The 17,307-nt window shown below is 72.0% G+C and carries 14 protein-coding genes; 9 read left to right on the forward strand and 5 right to left on the reverse strand.

Annotated features, from left to right (window positions below; translation table 11 throughout):
* Nucleotides 1-348 precede the first annotated feature (348 nt).
* Nucleotides 349-1,503 (reverse strand): glycerophosphoryl diester phosphodiesterase membrane domain-containing protein, encoded by a 1,155-nt coding sequence (locus IF73_RS0116325; protein ID WP_031008337.1) that lies wholly within the window; start codon nt 1,501-1,503, stop codon nt 349-351.
* Between the two features lie 356 nt (nt 1,504-1,859).
* Here IF73_RS0116325 and mtrA point away from each other — a divergent pair, with 356 nt between their 5' ends.
* From mtrA to IF73_RS0116355, 6 genes are all read left to right on the forward strand, one after another.
* Nucleotides 1,860-2,537, forward strand: a complete 678-nt coding sequence (mtrA, locus tag IF73_RS0116330; RefSeq protein ID WP_030498730.1) for a two-component system response regulator MtrA — start codon at nt 1,860-1,862, stop codon at nt 2,535-2,537.
* A gap of 1 nt (nt 2,538) precedes the next feature.
* Nucleotides 2,539-4,545 carry an MtrAB system histidine kinase MtrB gene (gene mtrB / locus IF73_RS0116335; protein ID WP_078868090.1) on the forward strand — a complete coding sequence of 669 codons (2,007 nt, stop codon included), beginning with the start codon at nt 2,539-2,541 and terminating at the stop codon, nt 4,543-4,545.
* Entirely contained in the window at nt 4,535-6,406 is a 1,872-nt protein-coding gene (locus tag IF73_RS0116340; protein WP_031008342.1) for an LpqB family beta-propeller domain-containing protein, read from the forward strand. Before mtrB ends, IF73_RS0116340 begins: the two co-directional genes overlap by 11 nt.
* 190 nt (nt 6,407-6,596) lie before the next feature.
* Complete coding sequence (locus tag IF73_RS0116345) at nt 6,597-7,397, forward strand: ComF family protein (RefSeq protein WP_031008343.1); 801 nt, start codon at nt 6,597-6,599, stop codon at nt 7,395-7,397.
* A gap of 293 nt (nt 7,398-7,690) precedes the next feature.
* Nucleotides 7,691-8,377, forward strand: a complete 687-nt coding sequence (hpf, locus tag IF73_RS0116350; RefSeq protein ID WP_031008345.1) for a ribosome hibernation-promoting factor, HPF/YfiA family — start codon at nt 7,691-7,693, stop codon at nt 8,375-8,377.
* Between the two features lie 202 nt (nt 8,378-8,579).
* Nucleotides 8,580-9,344, forward strand: coding sequence for a response regulator (locus IF73_RS0116355; protein ID WP_031008347.1), 765 nt, complete (start codon nt 8,580-8,582; stop codon nt 9,342-9,344).
* Between the two features lie 58 nt (nt 9,345-9,402).
* On the opposite strand, the gene IF73_RS0116360 is transcribed toward IF73_RS0116355, so the two are convergent.
* Together IF73_RS0116360 and IF73_RS0116365 are read right to left on the reverse strand one after the other, a co-directional pair.
* Complete coding sequence (locus IF73_RS0116360; RefSeq protein ID WP_031008349.1) at nt 9,403-10,593, reverse strand: winged helix-turn-helix domain-containing protein; 1,191 nt, start codon at nt 10,591-10,593, stop codon at nt 9,403-9,405.
* Nucleotides 10,594-10,602: 9 nt separating this feature from the next.
* Nucleotides 10,603-11,244 carry a GNAT family N-acetyltransferase gene (locus IF73_RS0116365; protein ID WP_078868093.1) on the reverse strand — a complete coding sequence of 214 codons (642 nt, stop codon included), beginning with the start codon at nt 11,242-11,244 and terminating at the stop codon, nt 10,603-10,605.
* Between the two features lie 239 nt (nt 11,245-11,483).
* On the opposite strand from IF73_RS0116365, the gene secA reads away from it, so the two are divergent.
* The gene (gene secA / locus IF73_RS0116370) at nt 11,484-14,288 is read left to right on the forward strand and encodes a preprotein translocase subunit SecA (RefSeq protein WP_031008353.1); all 2,805 of its coding nucleotides are present in this window, start codon (nt 11,484-11,486) and stop codon (nt 14,286-14,288) included.
* A 50-nt stretch (nt 14,289-14,338) separates the two neighbouring features.
* Here the strand turns inward: secA and IF73_RS37670 are convergent, their stop codons facing one another.
* A complete protein-coding gene (locus tag IF73_RS37670; protein ID WP_234338250.1) occupies nt 14,339-14,824 on the reverse strand; it encodes an Rv3235 family protein in 486 nt (161 codons plus the stop codon).
* Between the two features lie 216 nt (nt 14,825-15,040).
* Between IF73_RS37670 and IF73_RS0116380 the strand changes: the two genes are divergently transcribed.
* Nucleotides 15,041-15,547, forward strand: coding sequence for a DUF6912 family protein (locus tag IF73_RS0116380; RefSeq protein ID WP_031008356.1), 507 nt, complete (start codon nt 15,041-15,043; stop codon nt 15,545-15,547).
* 24 nt (nt 15,548-15,571) lie between these two features.
* A complete protein-coding gene (locus IF73_RS0116385) occupies nt 15,572-16,231 on the forward strand; it encodes an HAD family hydrolase (protein WP_031008358.1) in 660 nt (219 codons plus the stop codon).
* A 124-nt stretch (nt 16,232-16,355) separates the two neighbouring features.
* On the opposite strand, the gene IF73_RS0116390 is transcribed toward IF73_RS0116385, so the two are convergent.
* On the reverse strand, nt 16,356-16,910 hold the full coding sequence (locus IF73_RS0116390) for a DJ-1/PfpI family protein (RefSeq protein WP_031008360.1): 555 nt from the start codon (nt 16,908-16,910) through the stop codon (nt 16,356-16,358).
* Nucleotides 16,911-17,307: the final 397 nt, after the last annotated feature.

Consider the following 17,307-nt stretch of genomic DNA (forward strand, 5'->3'; position numbering starts at 1 on the left):
GTACTGCAGGGGGGACCCTGTGGGAGAGTAGGACGCCGCCGAACAATCATTGTGGGAAAGCCCCGCACCTTCTGGTGCGGGGCTTTTCTGCGTTCCGGGGCGGGTTGGCGGGCGGGTGCTGGCGCAGGCGGTTGCGGGGTGTGGGTGTGGCTGCGCGGGTCCTGGGGGACTCTCAGTGGCCCATGGGGCCTGGGATGTGGGTCCGCATCAGAGGCGTACTCCGAAGGGCTTACGGCGGCGGCTACGGGCGTTCTCGCCAGCCTTCATCCCGGGGCGGAGGGGAAAGAGGAACGGCTCCCGTCCTCCAGGAGGAGGGCGGGAGCCGTTGACGAAAGGGAAAGGGGGCTGTCAGTCGGTCTGGGCGGCCTTGGTGAGTTCCAGGTCCAGGGCCTCGCGGCGGATGCGCTGGTCCACGTAGAGGAGGACCGTGACGGCCGCCGCGATGGGGTACGTCAGGGCGCTGCTGGCGATGCCGCCGACGGCCATGACGACGAGGTACGTCCAGCTGAGGTCGGAGCCCGAGGGGGCGGCGTCGAGGGCGAAGGCGATCGCGGTGAACGGGATCGTCAGGACCATCGTGAAGATCATGATGAGGAGCTGGGTCAGCAGCGTGATGCCGAAGACCCGCCACCAGACGCCGTTGACCAGCTTGGCGGAACGCTTCAGCGCCGGGACGATCCCCTGGCGCTCCAGCATCAGGGCCGGAGAGGCCAGGCTGAAGCGGATCAGCAGCCAGATGACCGCGAGGAAGGCGGCCGTGCCGCCGAGGAAGGCGAGCGTCGCGCCGCCGGCGCCGCCGAGCAGCAGGCCGGGGAGCATCGCCACGAAGGCGAGGGCGCCCGCGCCCAGCGGCAGGGCCAGGGAGAGGAGCAGGAGCTGGGGGAGGCGGGGGCTCGCCTCGCGCCACGCCTCGGAGAGCGTCACCGGTCGGCCCAGGATGGCGCGGCTGACGACGATCGTGAGCAGCGCGCTGACGAAGACCGAGGCGCCCACGGAGAGCAGCATCGTCGGGGCCAGCTCGGTGAGGGAGGCCCGGAGGTACGCGGAGAGGGCCTCCAGCTGCTCGGCCGGCGTCGCGTCCGTGTGCAGGGTGGGCGGCTTCGTCGCGAGGTAGCGCTGGACGAAGACGAGCGCGGTCTGGGTGACCACGGCCACGGGGACCGTGACGGCCAGCACCGTCCGCCAGTAGCGGCGGAGGATCGCCACCGACGCGTCGAGGATCTCGCCGACGCCCAGCGGACGGAGCGGGATGACGCCCGGCTTGGGGGCCGGCGGGGCGCCGCGGCCGGGCTGCGGCGGCGTACCCCAGGCGCGGCCTGGTGCCGGCGGGCGGGGGCGGCCCGGGGTCGGGGTGGTCCACTGGCCGGCGGGCGGCTGCTCCTTCGACCACTGGGGTGCGGATCCGGTCTGCTCCGGCGGGGCGGGCTGGCCGGGGATCGCGGGGCCGTCCTGGCCGTCGGAAGGGGCGGATCCGGGCGGGTTCCAGCCCGGAGAGTCGTTCACGGTCGTCCACCTCGGCGGATTGGGTCGCGGTGCCGGTCGGCGAACCGGCTCGGTCACGGCGGCCGTCCACGGGAGGGCGGCGGGCCGGCTGCCATCGTGTCATGAGGGGCCCCGCCGTGGACCGGGCCGGAACTCCTTCTCGTACTGGAGGACGAAGCTTGTTCCGGAACGTGGGCGTTCGGCCCCGCGCGGGGTACGGTTCTCGGCGACCGCGGGGGCACGGGGGTGACAGTCGTTACTGGCGGCGGGGCGCGCGGACACACGGAGTCAGGGGGCTCCTCCGAGGCGTCGTCGCAGGTCAGTGAGGTATCTCACCAGCCGCCTTGAGACTGATACGGAAATGGGATGATGTCGATATGAAGGGACGCGTTCTCGTCGTCGACGACGACACCGCACTGGCCGAGATGCTCGGGATCGTGCTCAAGGGTGAAGGGTTCGAGCCGTCGTTCGTCGCGGACGGCGACAAGGCTCTCGCCGCATTCCGGGAGGCCAAGCCGGACCTGGTGCTGCTGGACCTCATGCTGCCCGGACGGGACGGCATCGAGGTGTGCCGGCTCATCAGGGCCGAGTCAGGCGTGCCCATCGTGATGCTGACGGCCAAGAGCGACACCGTCGACGTCGTCGTGGGCCTGGAGTCCGGCGCCGACGACTACATCGTCAAGCCGTTCAAGCCGAAGGAGCTCGTCGCCCGCATCCGGGCGCGGCTGCGGCGCTCCGAGGAGCCCGCGCCGGAGCAGCTCACCATCGGTGACCTCGTCATCGACGTGGCCGGGCACTCCGTGAAGCGGGACGGGCAGTCGATCGCTCTGACGCCGCTGGAGTTCGACCTCCTCGTGGCGCTGGCCCGCAAGCCGTGGCAGGTGTTCACCCGCGAGGTGCTCCTGGAGCAGGTCTGGGGCTACCGGCACGCGGCCGACACCCGGCTGGTGAACGTGCACGTCCAGCGACTGCGCTCGAAGGTCGAGAAGGACCCGGAGCGTCCCGAGATCGTGGTGACCGTCCGCGGTGTGGGCTACAAGGCGGGACCGAGCTGATATGAGCATGGGCAGTGCTGCCCCGGAGTCCCCGGACCCCGGGGGCCGTACGGGGCGGGCTGCCGGACCGGGGCGGGGGGGCTCGCGTTCCGGCCGCCTGATACGCGGTGGACGGCTCCTGCAGGACGGGACGCCGGGCGGACGGGTCTTCCGGATCGTCGCCCGGCTGGTGCGCCGGCCGCTGCTTCCGGCCGTACGGCTGTGGCGGCGGAACATCCAGCTGCGGGTCGTCGCGGGCACCCTCCTGATGTCCCTGGGCGTGGTGCTGCTGCTGGGCCTGGTCGTCATCGGGCAGGTGCGCAACGGTCTGCTCGACACCAAGGAGAAGGCCGCCCAGATCCAGGCCGCGGGCGGTTTCTCCGCCGCGCAGGACCGGGCGGCGACCACGCCGTCCGTGCCCGGGCAGGACGGCGTACGGGCCGGATCCTCGGTGAACTGGCGCTCCACGCTCGTGGAGCAGCTCGCCAGCGGTGGCCAGAACGCGTTCAACGTGGTGGCGCTGTCGCTGGACTCCAGCGACACCGCGAGCCGCGGCGCCCGCGCCTCCGGTGAGGTCGACCCGGCGCGGTCCGTCCCCGCCGACCTGCGGCACTCGGTGGCGCAGGGCAACACCCCGTTCCAGAAGTTCGGGCGGATCCACTACACCAGCGACAAGCCGTCCGAGCCGGGGCTCGTGATCGGCAAGCGGCTCAACGACGCCGAGGGCAAGCAGTACGAGCTGTACTACCTCTTCCCGCTCACCCAGGAGGAGGACTCCCTCGACCTGGTGAAGACCACCCTGGCGACCGCCGGACTCTTCGTGGTGGTGCTGCTCGGGGCGATCGCCTGGTTCGTGGTGCGGCAGGTCGTCACCCCCGTGCGGATGGCGGCGGGGATCGCCGAGCGGCTTTCCGCGGGCCGCCTCCAGGAGCGGATGAAGGTCACCGGCGAGGACGACATCGCGCGTCTCGGCGAGGCGTTCAACAAGATGGCGTCCAACCTGCAGCTCAAGATCCAGCAGCTGGAGGAGCTGTCGCGGATGCAGCGGCGGTTCGTCTCCGACGTCTCGCACGAGCTGCGGACGCCGCTGACGACCGTCCGGATGGCGGCCGACGTCATCCACGAGGCCCGGGTCGACTTCGACCCCGTCACCGCGCGCTCCGCGGAACTCCTCGGCGACCAGCTCGACCGTTTCGAGTCGCTCCTCTCCGACCTGCTGGAGATCAGCCGCTTCGACGCCGGGGCCGCCGCCCTGGAAGCCGAGCCGATCGACCTGCGGCAGGTGGTGCGCCGGGTCATCGGCGGCGCCGAGCCGCTGGCCGAGCGGAAGGGCACCCGGATCGTCGTCGTCGGCGACGAGCAGCCCGTCGTGGCCGAGGCGGACGCCCGCCGGGTCGAGCGGGTGCTGCGGAACCTGGTCGTCAACGCCGTGGAGCACGGCGAGGGCCGGGACGTCGTGGTGAAGCTGGCCGCGGCCGGCGGGGCCGTCGCCGTCGCCGTACGCGACTACGGCGTCGGTCTGAAGCCGGGCGAGGCCACCCGGGTCTTCAACCGCTTCTGGCGGGCCGACCCGGCACGCGCGCGTACCACCGGCGGTACGGGTCTCGGACTGTCGATCGCCGTCGAGGACGCGCGGCTGCACGGCGGCTGGCTCCAGGCGTGGGGCGAGCCGGGCGGCGGCTCGCAGTTCCGGCTGACGCTGCCGCGCACCGCGGACGAGCCGCTGCGGGGTTCGCCGATCCCGCTGGAGCCCGAGGACTCGCGGCGCAACCGGGAGCAGGCCGCCGCGGGGCGGGCGCAGGAGAACGGCCGGACCGCGTCGGTGCCGGCCCAGCCGGGCGGGGAGCGGCCTCCGCTGCCGGTGCCGCCGCGGATCCCGGCGCCGCCGGCCGCCGTCGACCCGGCGGCGCTGCCCGGCAACGGTTCCCGGGTGGTCGCCCGGACGGCGGCGGACACGGAGCACGCGCACGGCACGGGCACGGGCACGGCGGGGAACGCGGAGCGGGAGGACGGCACACGTGGGCGCTGACGCGCGACGGCGGGCGGGGCGGGGACGGAGCGGACGGACGCTGGTGCTCGCCGCCTGCGGCGGGCTCCTGGCGACGGGCTGCGCCACCATGCCCGACAGCGGTGACGTACAGGCCGTACGGGGCGCCAACCCGGGGGACTCGCAGGTGCGGGTCTACGCGGTGGCCCCCCGGGAGAACGCGAACCCGGACGACATCGTCGACGGCTTCCTGGAGGCCATGACCAGTGACGACCCCGGCTTCTCGACCGCCCGCAAGTACCTGACCCGGCAGGCCGCCAAGAGCTGGAAGCCGGAGCAGAGCATCACGGTGCTCTCCACCGCCCCCGACCGGAAGCCCGCCGACCGCAACGCGGACCCCGAGATCGAGGGCCGCGCCTATCCGATCTCCGGCCGGATGATCGCGACCGTGGACGCCCGGCACTCGTACAGGGCGAACAGCCCGGTGGAGTACGCGCAGGCCATCCACGTGGTGGAAGAGACCGCCGCCAACGGGAAGGACAAGGAGTGGCGGATCGACAGCCTGCCGCCCGGTCTGGTCCTCGGCGAGGCCGACTTCCTGCGGAACTACCGGTCGGTGAACAAGTACTACTTCGCGTCCGGTGAGGACTGGCTGGTCGCCGACCCCGTCTACATCCGGCAGCGGCAGGACCCGGTCACCCGGATGGACCCGGTGACGCAGACCGTGAAGGCCCTTCTGGAGGGGCCGACGCACTGGCTGCGGCCGGCCGTCGACTCGCCCTTCCCGTCCGGTACCGAGCTGCGGAAGGGCGTCACCACGCTGACGACGGACGACCAGTCCATCCTCAGGGTGCCGCTCAACGTGAAGGCCGACCGGTTCGGCGGCGAGGTGTGCAGCCGGCTGGCGGCGCAGTTGCTCGTCACGCTCGGCGACCTGCCCTCCCTACGGGTCGACCAGGTGGAGCTCCAGGACGTCACCGGTGCCGGCGTGTGCCGGCTCGGGAAGGGCCAGGCGGCCGACTTCGAGGTGGTCCGGGACACCGGGCAGGACGAGACGCCGTACTTCGTCGACGACGACGGCCGGATGCTGGCCCTCGACCCCGGCGGCAAGGACGTGGTGCCGCCGGAGGCGGTGCCGGGGCCGCTGGGCAAGGGCGCGGTGCCGCTGGGCTCCGTCGCCGTGGCCCGGGACGGGACCCGGGCGGCCGGGGTGTCCGAGGACGGCGCCTCGCTGTACGTGTCGTCGATCACCGCCGATCAGGAACAGCTTCCGGCGGTGTTCAGGAGCTCGGCCGCGGCGGGCGCGGCGCACGAGGACCGGCTGTCGCAGCCCAGCTGGGACGGGCGGGGCGACCTGTGGGTCGCCGACCGGGCCAAGGGCCACCAGCGGCTGGTGGTCGTGCCCGACGGCACCGGCAAGTGGATCGAGGTCCGCACGCCGTGGCTGACGGAGGACACCCGGGTCGAGTCGCTGCGGGTCTCGGCGGACGGGGTGCGGATCGCGCTCCTCATCACCCGGGAGGGGCGCACCACCCTGCAGATCGGCCGGATCGAGCGGGAGAACGGCGCGGACGAGCAGGTCGTGTCCGTGGAGGACCTCCAGGCGGCCGCGCCGCGCATGGAGTCGGTCTCGTCCGTCTCCTGGGCCGGGCCGAGCCGGCTCGTCGTGGTCGGCCGGGAGGCCGGCGGGGTGCAGCAGATCCGCTACCTCCAGACCGACGGCTCCACCTCCGCGAGCTCGGTGCTGCCGGGCCTCAACGGGGTGCTGGCGGTGGCGGCGCCGTACAAGGAGACGGAGCCGCTGATCGCCGCCTCCGGCAACGACGGCATCGTGCGGCTGATGCCGGGGGCCAACTGGCAGCCGGTGGTGAAGTCGGGGACGGGGCCGGTCTATCCCGGATAGGTGTGCCGGCTCTTCCCGGGTGGGTGCGCCGGCTCTTCCCGGGTAGGTCTGCCGGATCTTCCCCGGTAGGTGTGCTGCTTCCCCGGTAGGTGTGCCGGCTGTTCCCGGGGGTCGGCGGGTCCTCCCGGTTGTCCACAGGGTGTTGTCCACAGGGGTGGCGGGCGGCGCCGGGGGTGGTCAGAGTGGAGTCATGCGGGGCTGGTGGCGCGAGATCTCCGGGCTGGTGCTGCCCGGTGCCTGCGAGGGCTGCGGGGTGCCTCGTACCGGGCTGTGCGCGGGGTGCGCGGGCGCGCTGGGCGGGGGAGGCGCCCGGGCGCGCCGGGTGCGGCCCGCGCCGGAGCCGGCGGGGCTGCCGGTGGTGCACGCCGCCGTGCCGTACGAGGGGGCGGTACGGGAGCTGCTGATCGCGCACAAGGAGCGCGGGGCGCTGGGGCTCGGCGGGGCGCTGGGCGGGGCCCTCGCGCGGGCCGTGGAGGCCACCGTGGGCGGCTCGCGGGACGGGCCGCTGCTGCTGGTGCCGGTGCCGTCCTCGCGGCGCTCGGTGCGGGCGCGGGGGCACGATCCGACGCGGCGGGTGGCGCTGGCCGCGGCGGCGCGGCTGCGGCGGGCGGGGTGGTCCGCGCGGGTGCTGCCGGTGCTGCGGCAGCGGCGGGCGGTGGCGGACCAGGCGGGCCTCGGGGCGCGCGGGCGGTGGGCGAACGTGGCCGGGGCGCTGGAGGTCGTGCCGGGCGGCGCGAGGCTCCTGGTGGCCGGTCGGGTGGTCCTCGTGGACGACCTGATGACGACCGGCGCGACGCTCGCGGAGGCGGCGCGGGCCCTCGGGGCCGTATACCCGCCGTTCACTCCGGGAACCGCGGCGAGATGCCGAAGCGATTCCGCGCAGCACGAATTCGAACAGCGGGTGGCGGCTGTGATCGCATCATCTCCCGCTTCGTTCGAAATAAACCGGAACTCGTCGGAAACTTGGATCGTTGCAGGTGGTGAGAGGTGAAAGCCTCCGAATGGAGGTAAGTCGCGGTAGCGGGTGCCGACACCCGTCCGAAGGGGCTATGTTCGGTTGTGAGGACGGGTGAATGCCCGGACTCATCGCATACATGGTTGCGCCTACAGGACAGGAGTTCAGGGCGAATTAACCTCTCGTCGATGGGGTGGCGATCTTGTCGACTGGGGAGGAGGAGGTCGAAGTCGCCAAGTCCGAGCTCCGGTGAAACCGCCGGGGCTGGTGCAAAGGGAGATGCCCGTCGGCCTAGGAGCCGGGCGGGCGATCCGGGAACGGAGTTCTGCGTGGACATCGTCGTCAAGGGCCGCAAGACAGAGGTGCCCGAGCGGTTCCGCAAGCACGTGGCCGAGAAGCTGAAGCTGGAGAAGATCCAGAAGCTCGACGGCAAGGTGATCAGCCTCGACGTCGAGGTGTCCAAGGAGCCCAACCCGCGGCAGGCCGACCGGTCGGACCGCGTGGAGATCACCCTCCACTCCCGAGGCCCGGTCATCCGGGCGGAAGCGTCGGCCGGCGACCCGTACGCGGCCCTCGACCTGGCCAGCGACAAGCTGGAGGCCAGGCTTCGCAAGCAGCACGACAAGCGTTACACCCGCCGGGGCAGCGGGCGGCTCTCCGCGGCGGAGGTCGCCGACGTCGTCCCCGGTGTCGCCCAGCTGAACGGGCAGGGCGAGCTCGTCGCCGACGAGACCGGCGGCGAGGTTCCCACCACGATGATGGGTTCGATCGAGGTCCGGGGCGAGGGCCCGCTGGTGGTCCGCGAGAAGACCCACAAGGCCGCCGCGATGGGGCTCGACCAGGCCCTCTACGAGATGGAGCTGGTCGGGCACGACTTCTATCTCTTCGTCGACGCCGAGACCAAGCAGCCGAGCGTCGTCTACCGGCGCCACGCCTACGACTACGGCGTCATCCATCTGGAGAACGACCCGCTCGCCGAGAACAGCGGTGGAGCGGGCGGCGCGCTCGGCGGCTGACCCGTCGAACGGTCGACCGGCCGGCCCTTCCGGTGCCCCTGGAGCGCTTCCCGCGACCCCCAGGGGCACCCCTGTGCGCCCGGGGGGACACCCCGGGAGGGCCGGGGCATGAAATCATGGCGTGCACGCCAACCGGTGCTTCCCGGGCAGTGGTTGGAGGACCGGAAACGAATTCAGGCCACGGCCTTCAGGGGGAGGAACGATGGCAGACAGCTTCGGCCCGGTGCTGAGCGGGCACGAGCGCGGTGCGCTCGCCCATGAGGGTGCTCAGGAAGGATCGGAATCGGCCAACGAGGTCTATCGCAAGGAGCCGATCCGGGTCCTGGTCGTGGACGACCACGCGCTTTTCCGGCGTGGCCTGGAGATCGTCCTCGCACAGGAGGAGGACATCCAGGTCGTCGGTGAGGCGGGCGACGGCGCCGAGGCGGTCGACAAGGCGGCGGACCTGCTGCCCGACATCGTCCTGATGGACGTGCGGATGCCGCGGCGCGGTGGCATCGAGGCGTGTACCTCGATCAAGGAGGTCGCCCCCAGCGCGAAGATCATCATGCTGACGATCAGCGACGAGGAGGCCGACCTCTACGACGCGATCAAGGCGGGGGCGACCGGCTACCTGCTCAAGGAGATCTCCACCGACGAGGTCGCGACCGCGATCCGCGCCGTCGCGGACGGGCAGTCGCAGATCAGCCCGTCGATGGCGTCGAAGCTCCTCACCGAGTTCAAGTCGATGATCCAGCGCACCGACGAGCGCCGCCTGGTCCCGGCCCCCCGGCTCACCGACCGCGAGCTGGAGGTCCTCAAGCTCGTCGCGACCGGCATGAACAACCGGGACATCGCGAAGGAGCTCTTCATCTCGGAGAACACGGTGAAGAACCACGTGCGGAACATCCTGGAGAAGCTCCAGCTGCACTCCCGCATGGAGGCCGTGGTGTACGCCATGCGGGAGAAGATCCTCGAGATCCGGTGAGCCTCTGCCTCGGGACGCCCCCTGCTGGGGGAGAAGATCCGCGAGATCCGGTGACGCTCTAGGCGTCCAGGGCCTTCGTCAGGAGGGGAGCCAGCTCCGGGGGGTTCACGCGGTCGACGCGGACCGTGTCGCAGCCGACCCAGGTGGCGGCCTCGCGGAGGGCCTGGGCGACCGGCGGGACCGCCTTCGGGCCGTCCAGGGAGACCTGCTTGGCGACCAGCGTGCGGCCCTCGCGGGCCGGGTCCACGCGGCCGACCAGCCGGCCGCCGGCGAGGACCGGCATCGCGAAGTAGCCGTGCACCCGCTTGGGCTTCGGGACGTACGCCTCCAGCCGGTGCGTGAAGCCGAAGATCCGCTCGGTGCGCGCCCGCTCCCAGATCAGCGAGTCGAACGGGGAGAGCAGCGTCGTGCGGTGCCGGCCGCGCGGCTCCGTGGCCAGCGCCGCCGGGTCCGCCCAGGCCGGCTTCCCCCAGCCCTCCACCGTCACCGGCACCAGGCCCGACTCCGCCACCACCGCGTCGAACTGCTCCGCCCTCAGCCGGTGGTAGTCGGCGATGTCCGCGCGCGTGCCGACGCCCAGCGCCTCGCCCGCCTGCCGGACCAGGCGCCGCACGCACTCGGTGTCGTCCAGGTCGTCGTGGCGCAGCGGCTCCGGGATGGCGCGCTCCGCCAGGTCGTACACCCGCTTCCAGCCGCGCCGCTCGGTGACGACGACCTCGCCGTACATCAGCGCCCGCTCGACCGCGATCTTGGTGTCGGACCAGTCCCACCACTCGCCCTTGTTCTTGGCGCCGCCGAGCTCCGTCGCCGTCCGCGGGCCCTCCGCCCGCAGCTGGTCGATGACCTTGGCGTAGGAGCCGTCGGACAGCTCGTGGTGCCACTGCGGGCGGTCGCGGTACGCGCGGCGGCGGAAGGCGAAGAGCGGCCACTCCTCGACCGGCAGGATGCAGGCGGCGTGCGACCAGTACTCGAAGGCGTGCCCCTCCGACCAGTACGCCTCCTCCACCGCGGTGCGGCCGACGGCGCCGAGCCGGGCGTACGGGATCAGCTCGTGCGAGCGGGCCAGGACCGAGATGGTGTCCAGCTGGACCTGCCCGAGATGACGGAGTACGCCCCGGACCCCGGCCCGGCGGTCGGGGGCGCCGAGGAAGCCCTGGGCGCGCAGGGCGATCCGGCGGGCCTCGGTGGCGGAGAGCGCGGCGACGGGCTGGGGAGCGGGCTGCGGGGCGGTCTTCGGCACGGTCGTCATGCGGAAACCCTAGGCCCCCGGACCGACAGTGCCGGAGTCCCCGGGAAGGGCCGCCGCGCGGGGGTCCACGACCGGCGGGGCCTCGCGCGGCGGCAGGTACGGGACGGGGCTGGGCAGGCCGAAGTCGGAGGGCAGCAGCGAGCCGGCCCAGGCGTCCCGGAGGGTGCCGTTGTGCAGCAGGCCGGCCCGCTGGACGCCCTCCATGGTGAAGCCGACCCGCTCGGCCACCGCGCGCGAGCCGGTGTTGCCGATCTCGGCGCGCCAGATCAGCCGCACGCAGCCGAGCCCGGTGAAGGCCCAGTGGGCGACGGTCCGCACCGCCTCCGCCATGTAGCCCTTGCCGCGCTGCTCGGGGGCCAGCCAGAAGCCGACCTCCCAGACGCCGCCGCCCCGGGCGTGCAGGCCGATGGCGGCGATCAGGGGGCCGCCGTCCAGCGGCTCGACGGCGAAGCTGTAGTCGGAGTCGTCGCGCCAGCCGTCCGGGACCAGCCGGTTCAGGAAGAAGACGGCGTCCTCCCGCTTGTAAGGGTCCGGGACGGTCGTCCAGCGGCGGATGGCCGGGTCCTGGCAGTGGGTGTACACGACGTCCTCGTCCTCGGGGACGAAGGCGCGCAGCCGGAGGCGGTCGCTGGTGAGCGTGATGGGATCCATGCCCGGATTGTGGGGACCGGGCCGGACGGAAGCGAACACTTTTCGGATGGGGCGGCACCTTCCGACCACCTCGGGCGTTCTCTTTGCGGGCGGACGTGCGGCGGCGGCCCTGCGGGCCTCCCTCCGTGAGGGTGGTCTCGCTTACGATGGCCGTTGCGGTGGGGACCACCTGCCGTGCCCGCGCTCGTGTCCGTGACAAGACCCAGTGCCAGGCCCGACCGGCAAGGAGACCAGCCTCAGTGTCCGTCTTCAACAAGCTCATGCGTGCAGGCGAAGGCAAGATCCTGCGCAAACTGCACCGCATCGCGGACCAGGTCAACTCCATCGAAGAGGACTTCGTCAACCTCTCCGACGCCGACCTGCGGGCCCTCACGGAGGAGTACAAGCAGCGGTACGCCGACGGCGAGAGCCTCGACGACCTGCTGCCCGAGGCGTTCGCCACCGTCCGCGAGGCGGCCAAGCGCGTCCTCGGTCAGCGCCACTACGACGTCCAGCTCATGGGCGGCGCCGCGCTGCACCTCGGCTACGTCGCCGAGATGAAGACCGGTGAGGGCAAGACCCTCGTCGGCACGCTCCCGGCGTACCTGAACGCGCTGTCCGGCAAGGGCGTGCACCTGATCACGGTCAACGACTACCTGGCCGAGCGCGACTCCGAGCTGATGGGCCGGGTCCACAAGTTCCTGGGCCTGTCGGTCGGCTGCATCCTCGCCAACATGACGCCGGCGCAGCGCCGTGAGCAGTACGCCTGCGACATCACGTACGGCACGAACAACGAGTTCGGCTTCGACTACCTGCGCGACAACATGGCGTGGTCGAAGGACGAGCTGGTCCAGCGCGGCCACAACTTCGCGTGCGTGGACGAGGTCGACTCGATCCTCGTCGACGAGGCCCGTACGCCGCTGATCATCTCCGGCCCGGCCGACCAGGCCACCAAGTGGTACGGCGACTTCGCGAAGCTGGTCACCCGCCTCACCAAGGGCGAGCCCGGCAACCCGCTGAAGGGCATCGAGGAGACCGGCGACTACGAGGTCGACGAGAAGAAGCGCACGGTCGGCATCCACGAGGCCGGTGTCGCCAAGGTCGAGGACTGGCTCGGCATCGACAACCTCTACGAGTCGGTCAACACGCCGCTCGTCGGCTACCTGAACAACGCCATCAAGGCGAAGGAACTGTTCAAGAAGGACAAGGACTACGTCGTCATCGACGGCGAGGTCATGATCGTCGACGAGCACACCGGCCGTATCCTCGCCGGCCGCCGCTACAACGAGGGCATGCACCAGGCCATCGAGGCCAAGGAGGGCGTGCAGATCAAGGACGAGAACCAGACGCTCGCCACGATCACCCTCCAGAACTTCTTCCGCCTCTACGACAAGCTGTCCGGCATGACCGGTACGGCGATGACCGAGGCGGCCGAGTTCCACCAGATCTACAAGCTCGGCGTCGTCCCGATCCCGACGAACAAGCCGATGCAGCGCAAGGACCAGTCCGACCTGATCTACCGGACCGAGGTCGCCAAGTTCGCCGCCGTCGTCGACGACATCGTCGAGAAGCACGAGAAGGGCCAGCCGGTCCTCGTCGGCACCACCTCCGTCGAGAAGTCCGAGTACCTCTCGCAGCAGCTCTCCAAGCGCGGTGTGCCGCACGAGGTGCTGAACGCCAAGCACCACGAGCGCGAGGCGAGCATCGTCGCCCAGGCCGGCCGCCGCGGCGCCGTCACCGTCGCCACCAACATGGCCGGCCGCGGTACCGACATCAAGCTCGGCGGCAACCCGGACGACCTCGCCGAGGCGGAGCTGCGGCAGGCGGGCCTGGACCCGGTCGAGCACGTCGAGGAGTGGGCCGCGGCCCTGCCGGGCGCGCTGGAGCGGGCCGAGAAGGCCGTGAAGGCGGAGTTCGAGGAGGTCAAGGAGCTCGGCGGGCTGTACGTGCTCGGCACCGAGCGCCACGAGTCGCGCCGCATCGACAACCAGCTGCGCGGTCGTTCCGGCCGTCAGGGCGACCCGGGCGAGTCCCGCTTCTACCTGTCGCTCGGCGACGACCTGATGCGGCTGTTCAAGGCGCAGATGGTCGAGCGCGTGATGGCCATGGCCAACGTGCCGGACGACGTGCCGATCGAGAACAAGATGGTCACCCGGGCCATCGCCTCCGCCCAGTCGCAGGTCGAGACGCAGAACTTCGAGACGCGCAAGAACGTCCTGAAGTACGACGAGGTCCTCAACCGGCAGCGCGAGGTCATCTACGGCGAGCGCCGCCGCGTCCTGGAGGGCGAGGACCTGCACGAGCAGATCCGCCACTTCATGGACGACACCATCGACGACTACATCCGCCAGGAGACCGCCGAGGGCTTCGCGGAGGAGTGGGACCTCGACCGGCTGTGGGGCGCCTTCAAGCAGCTCTACCCGGTGAAGGTCACCGTCGAGGAGCTGGAGGACGCGGCGGGCGACCGCGCGGGCATCACCGCGGAGTTCATCGCCGAGTCCATCAAGGACGACATCCACGCCCAGTACGAGGCGCGCGAGGCGCAGCTCGGCTCGGAGATCATGCGCGAGCTGGAGCGCCGGGTCGTGCTGTCGGTCCTCGACCGCAAGTGGCGCGAGCACCTCTACGAGATGGACTACCTCCAGGAGGGCATCGGCCTGCGGGCGATGGCGCAGAAGGACCCGCTGGTCGAGTACCAGCGCGAGGGCTTCGACATGTTCACCGCCATGATGGAGGGCATCAAGGAGGAGTCCGTCGGCTACCTGTTCAACCTGGAGGTCCAGGTCGAGCAGCAGGTCGAGGAGGTCCCGGTGCAGGCCGGCGCGCCGTCCCTGGACAAGGGCGAGGCCGTCCCGGCGGGCGGGCGCCCGGAGATCCGCGCGAAGGGGCTCGACGCCCCGCAGCGGCCGGACCGGCTGCACTTCTCCGCGCCGACGGTGGACGGCGACGGCGGTGTCGTCGAGGGCGACTTCGCCTCGGACGACATGGACTCCGGCGACGGGATGACGCGGGCGGAGCGCCGCAAGGCGCAGAAGAACGCGGGCGGGCGTCGCCGCAAGAAGTGACGGTCTGACCTGGTGAAGGGCCCTGCCGGAATGTCCGGCGGGGCCCTTCGTCATGGCTGGGGGCCGCCTCCGCCGACCAGCCGGCCGAGGCCGTCCAGCTCGACGGCGGCGCACCGCCAGCGGTGGTCCGGGCCGCGCTCCAGGCGGAAGGCGAGGGCGCGGACGCGGTGGCCGGCGGCGAGCGAGGCGAAGACCTCCAGGACGGCGTCCCCGGAGTGCGGCTGCGCGGCGCACCGGCGCAGGACGGGCCGGGCGCCGAGCCCGCGCGGCACGGTCCGCGGCGCGAGCCGCACCAGCTGCTCGTACGCCTCCCCGACGGTCAGCCCCAGCATCGAGTGCACGGGCCGCTCTCCGCTGAGCACGGCGACGAGCCGTTCGGCGAAGGCGGTGTGCACGGGCAGCTCCCGCCGGGTGGCGGTGCCCGGGCGGCCCGGGCGCCGAGCCGGTCCGCCCTGTCCGGGCACGCTCGGGTGCGGGGCGTTCGCGGTGGTGCCGTGGTGGCGGGTTCCGGGGCTGGTGGTGGTCTGCCGGCGCATGGCGGTCCCTTCGGAGCGTGACCGGTGGTACCGGTCGGTAACTTTCCGTGGGGATCTTGTACGGGGTGCGCGCCGGGGGCCGCAAGGGGGTCGCGGCCGGGGCGGACACGCAGGGTGATTCGCCTATCAGGGTGACGAGGGTCCACGGGTGGACATCCCGGCGTGGTGGGGCCGGACGTATCCTGAGGGCGTTTCCGACTACGAAAGCGGCCAGCCATGCGCGTGTACGTCCCTCTGACCCTTCCCGGTCTCGCACAGGCGCACAAGGCGGGCGAGCTCGGGCCCGGCCCGCTGACCGCCTACGCCGTCACGCCCGCGCTGCGCGAGTGGTACGTCTCCGACGACATCGAGGAGCTGGAGTACGCGGCGCTCAACCGCGCCGCCGCCGCCTCGCTGCGGCTCGTCGCGGGCGACCCGGAGGCGCCGCGGCGCCGGGTGGTCGTCGCCGTCGACATCGCCGACAAGGACGCCACCGTCGACCCCGACCGCGGGCTCGACGCCGGCGCGATCGGCGAGGTGCGGATCGCCGCCGCCGTGCCCCTCGCCAAGGCCGCCGCCGTGCACGCCGACGCGGACGACGCGGAGGCGGACGTCACCGCCGCGGCCGCCGCGCTCGGCGCCGCCGACCAGGGCGACGACGACGCGCAGTTCGTCGTGGACGGGGCCGAGGACCACGAGCTGCTCTGGTTCGGGGTGCAGGAGATCCCCTCCCTGCTCGGCTGAGGCCGCGGCCTGTACCGTCGCTCCATGGGGAAGCACTCGGGGAAGCATCTGGTCTGGGACTGGAACGGCACCCTGCTCGACGACATCGGCGCCGTCATCGGCGCCACCAACGCGGCCTTCGCGGAGCTGGGCCTCGAACCGATCACGCTGGAGCGGTACCGCGAGCTGTACACCGTCCCGGTGCCGAAGTTCTACGAGCGGCTGATGGGCCGGCTGCCCACCGACGCCGAGTGGCTGCTGATGGACGGGACCTTCCACCGCCACTACTGGGAGCGGGCGGAGGGCTGCGGGCTGACCGCGGGCGCCGCCGAACTGCTCGCCGCCCGGCAGGCCGCCGGCAGCACCCAGTCGCTGCTCTCGCTCGCGCCGCACGCCGAGCTGCTGCCGCTGGTGCGGCGGCACGGCATCGCGGAGCGGTTCGTCCGCGTCGACGGGCGCACCGACCGGTCCACCGACGGCAAGTCCGCGAACATGGTCCGGCACCTGGAGGCGCTGGCCGTCCCCGCCGAGCGGATCGTCGTCATCGGCGACGCGGCGGACGACGCACGGGCGGCGGCGCACGTCGGCGCGCGGGCCGTGCTCTTCACCGGCGGCTCGCACAGCCGGGCCTCGCTGGAGCGGGTCGGCGTGCCGGTCGTGGACTCCCTGGAGGAGGCCGTCGCGGTCGCGGAGGAGCTGGCCTAGCCGGAGGCGCAGGGAGACGTAGGGAGGCGTACGGGGGCGTACGAAGACGTACGGAGGCGTACGAAGACGTACGGAGGCGTACGAAGACGTACGGGGGCGGCCTCCGGGGCCGCCCCCGTACGGTTCAGCCCTTCGCGCGCAGCACCTTCAGGAACTCGCGCATCCACGTCGGGTGGTCCGGCCAGGCGCGCGAGGAGACGAGCAGCCCGTCGACGACGGCCGCCGAGTCCTGGAAGTCGGCGCCCGCCGCCTGCATGTCCAGCTCCAGGGCCGGGTACGCGGTGACCCGGCGGCCCTCCAGGCCGCCGACCGCGGCCGTCAGCAGCGGACCGTGGCAGATCTGGGCCACCGGCTTGTCCGCGTCGAAGAAGGACTTCAGGATCTTGCGGAGCTCCGGGTCGTTCCGCAGGTACTCCGGGGCGCGCCCGCCCGGGATCACCACGGCCACGTAGTCGCCGGGGTCGACCTCGGAGAAGGCGAGGTCGGCGGGCCAGGTGTAGCCGGGCTTCTCCGTGTACGTGTCGTAGCCGGGCTCGAAGTCGTGGACCACGAACCGCAGCTGTTTGCGCGCCGGGGCGGCGATGTCGACCTCGTACCCTTCTTCGAGCAGACGCTGGTACGGGTACAACACCTCCAGGGACTCGGCCGCGTCCCCTGTCACGATCAAGATCTTCGCCATGGCTCTCCCGGTCTGGGCGATGGGCATCCGTCGTCGTGCTCGCGTCCACGCTGCACCGTTCCGCGCGATCCGCCAAGAGTGCATGTGTCGCTGTCCAGAACGTCAAACTTCCACCCCCGCTTTTGTACACATACGGCTCATGACGGGGCAGGGGGCTTGAGCGATAGGCTTTTCCCGTGATCAGCGCGATACGCCGCGGGGGCAGTGCGGCCCCCGGCTGCCGCCCGGTCCGCTCACGCGGCCGGGCCGCCCGTGCGTTCGCCGATCCCCTCCGTCCGGAATCGCCGCTCACCGTGGCCGGTTTCCATCCGGATATCTCCCACCCGGGCATAACGTCTCCTTCGACCGGAATCACCGCGTCGTGGCGTTCTGCCCTACCCACCGACGTCACGCAACG

This window comes from Streptomyces sp. NRRL F-5727 (genome assembly GCF_000719555.1).
In the GTDB taxonomy this organism is placed as follows: domain Bacteria; phylum Actinomycetota; class Actinomycetes; order Streptomycetales; family Streptomycetaceae; genus Streptomyces.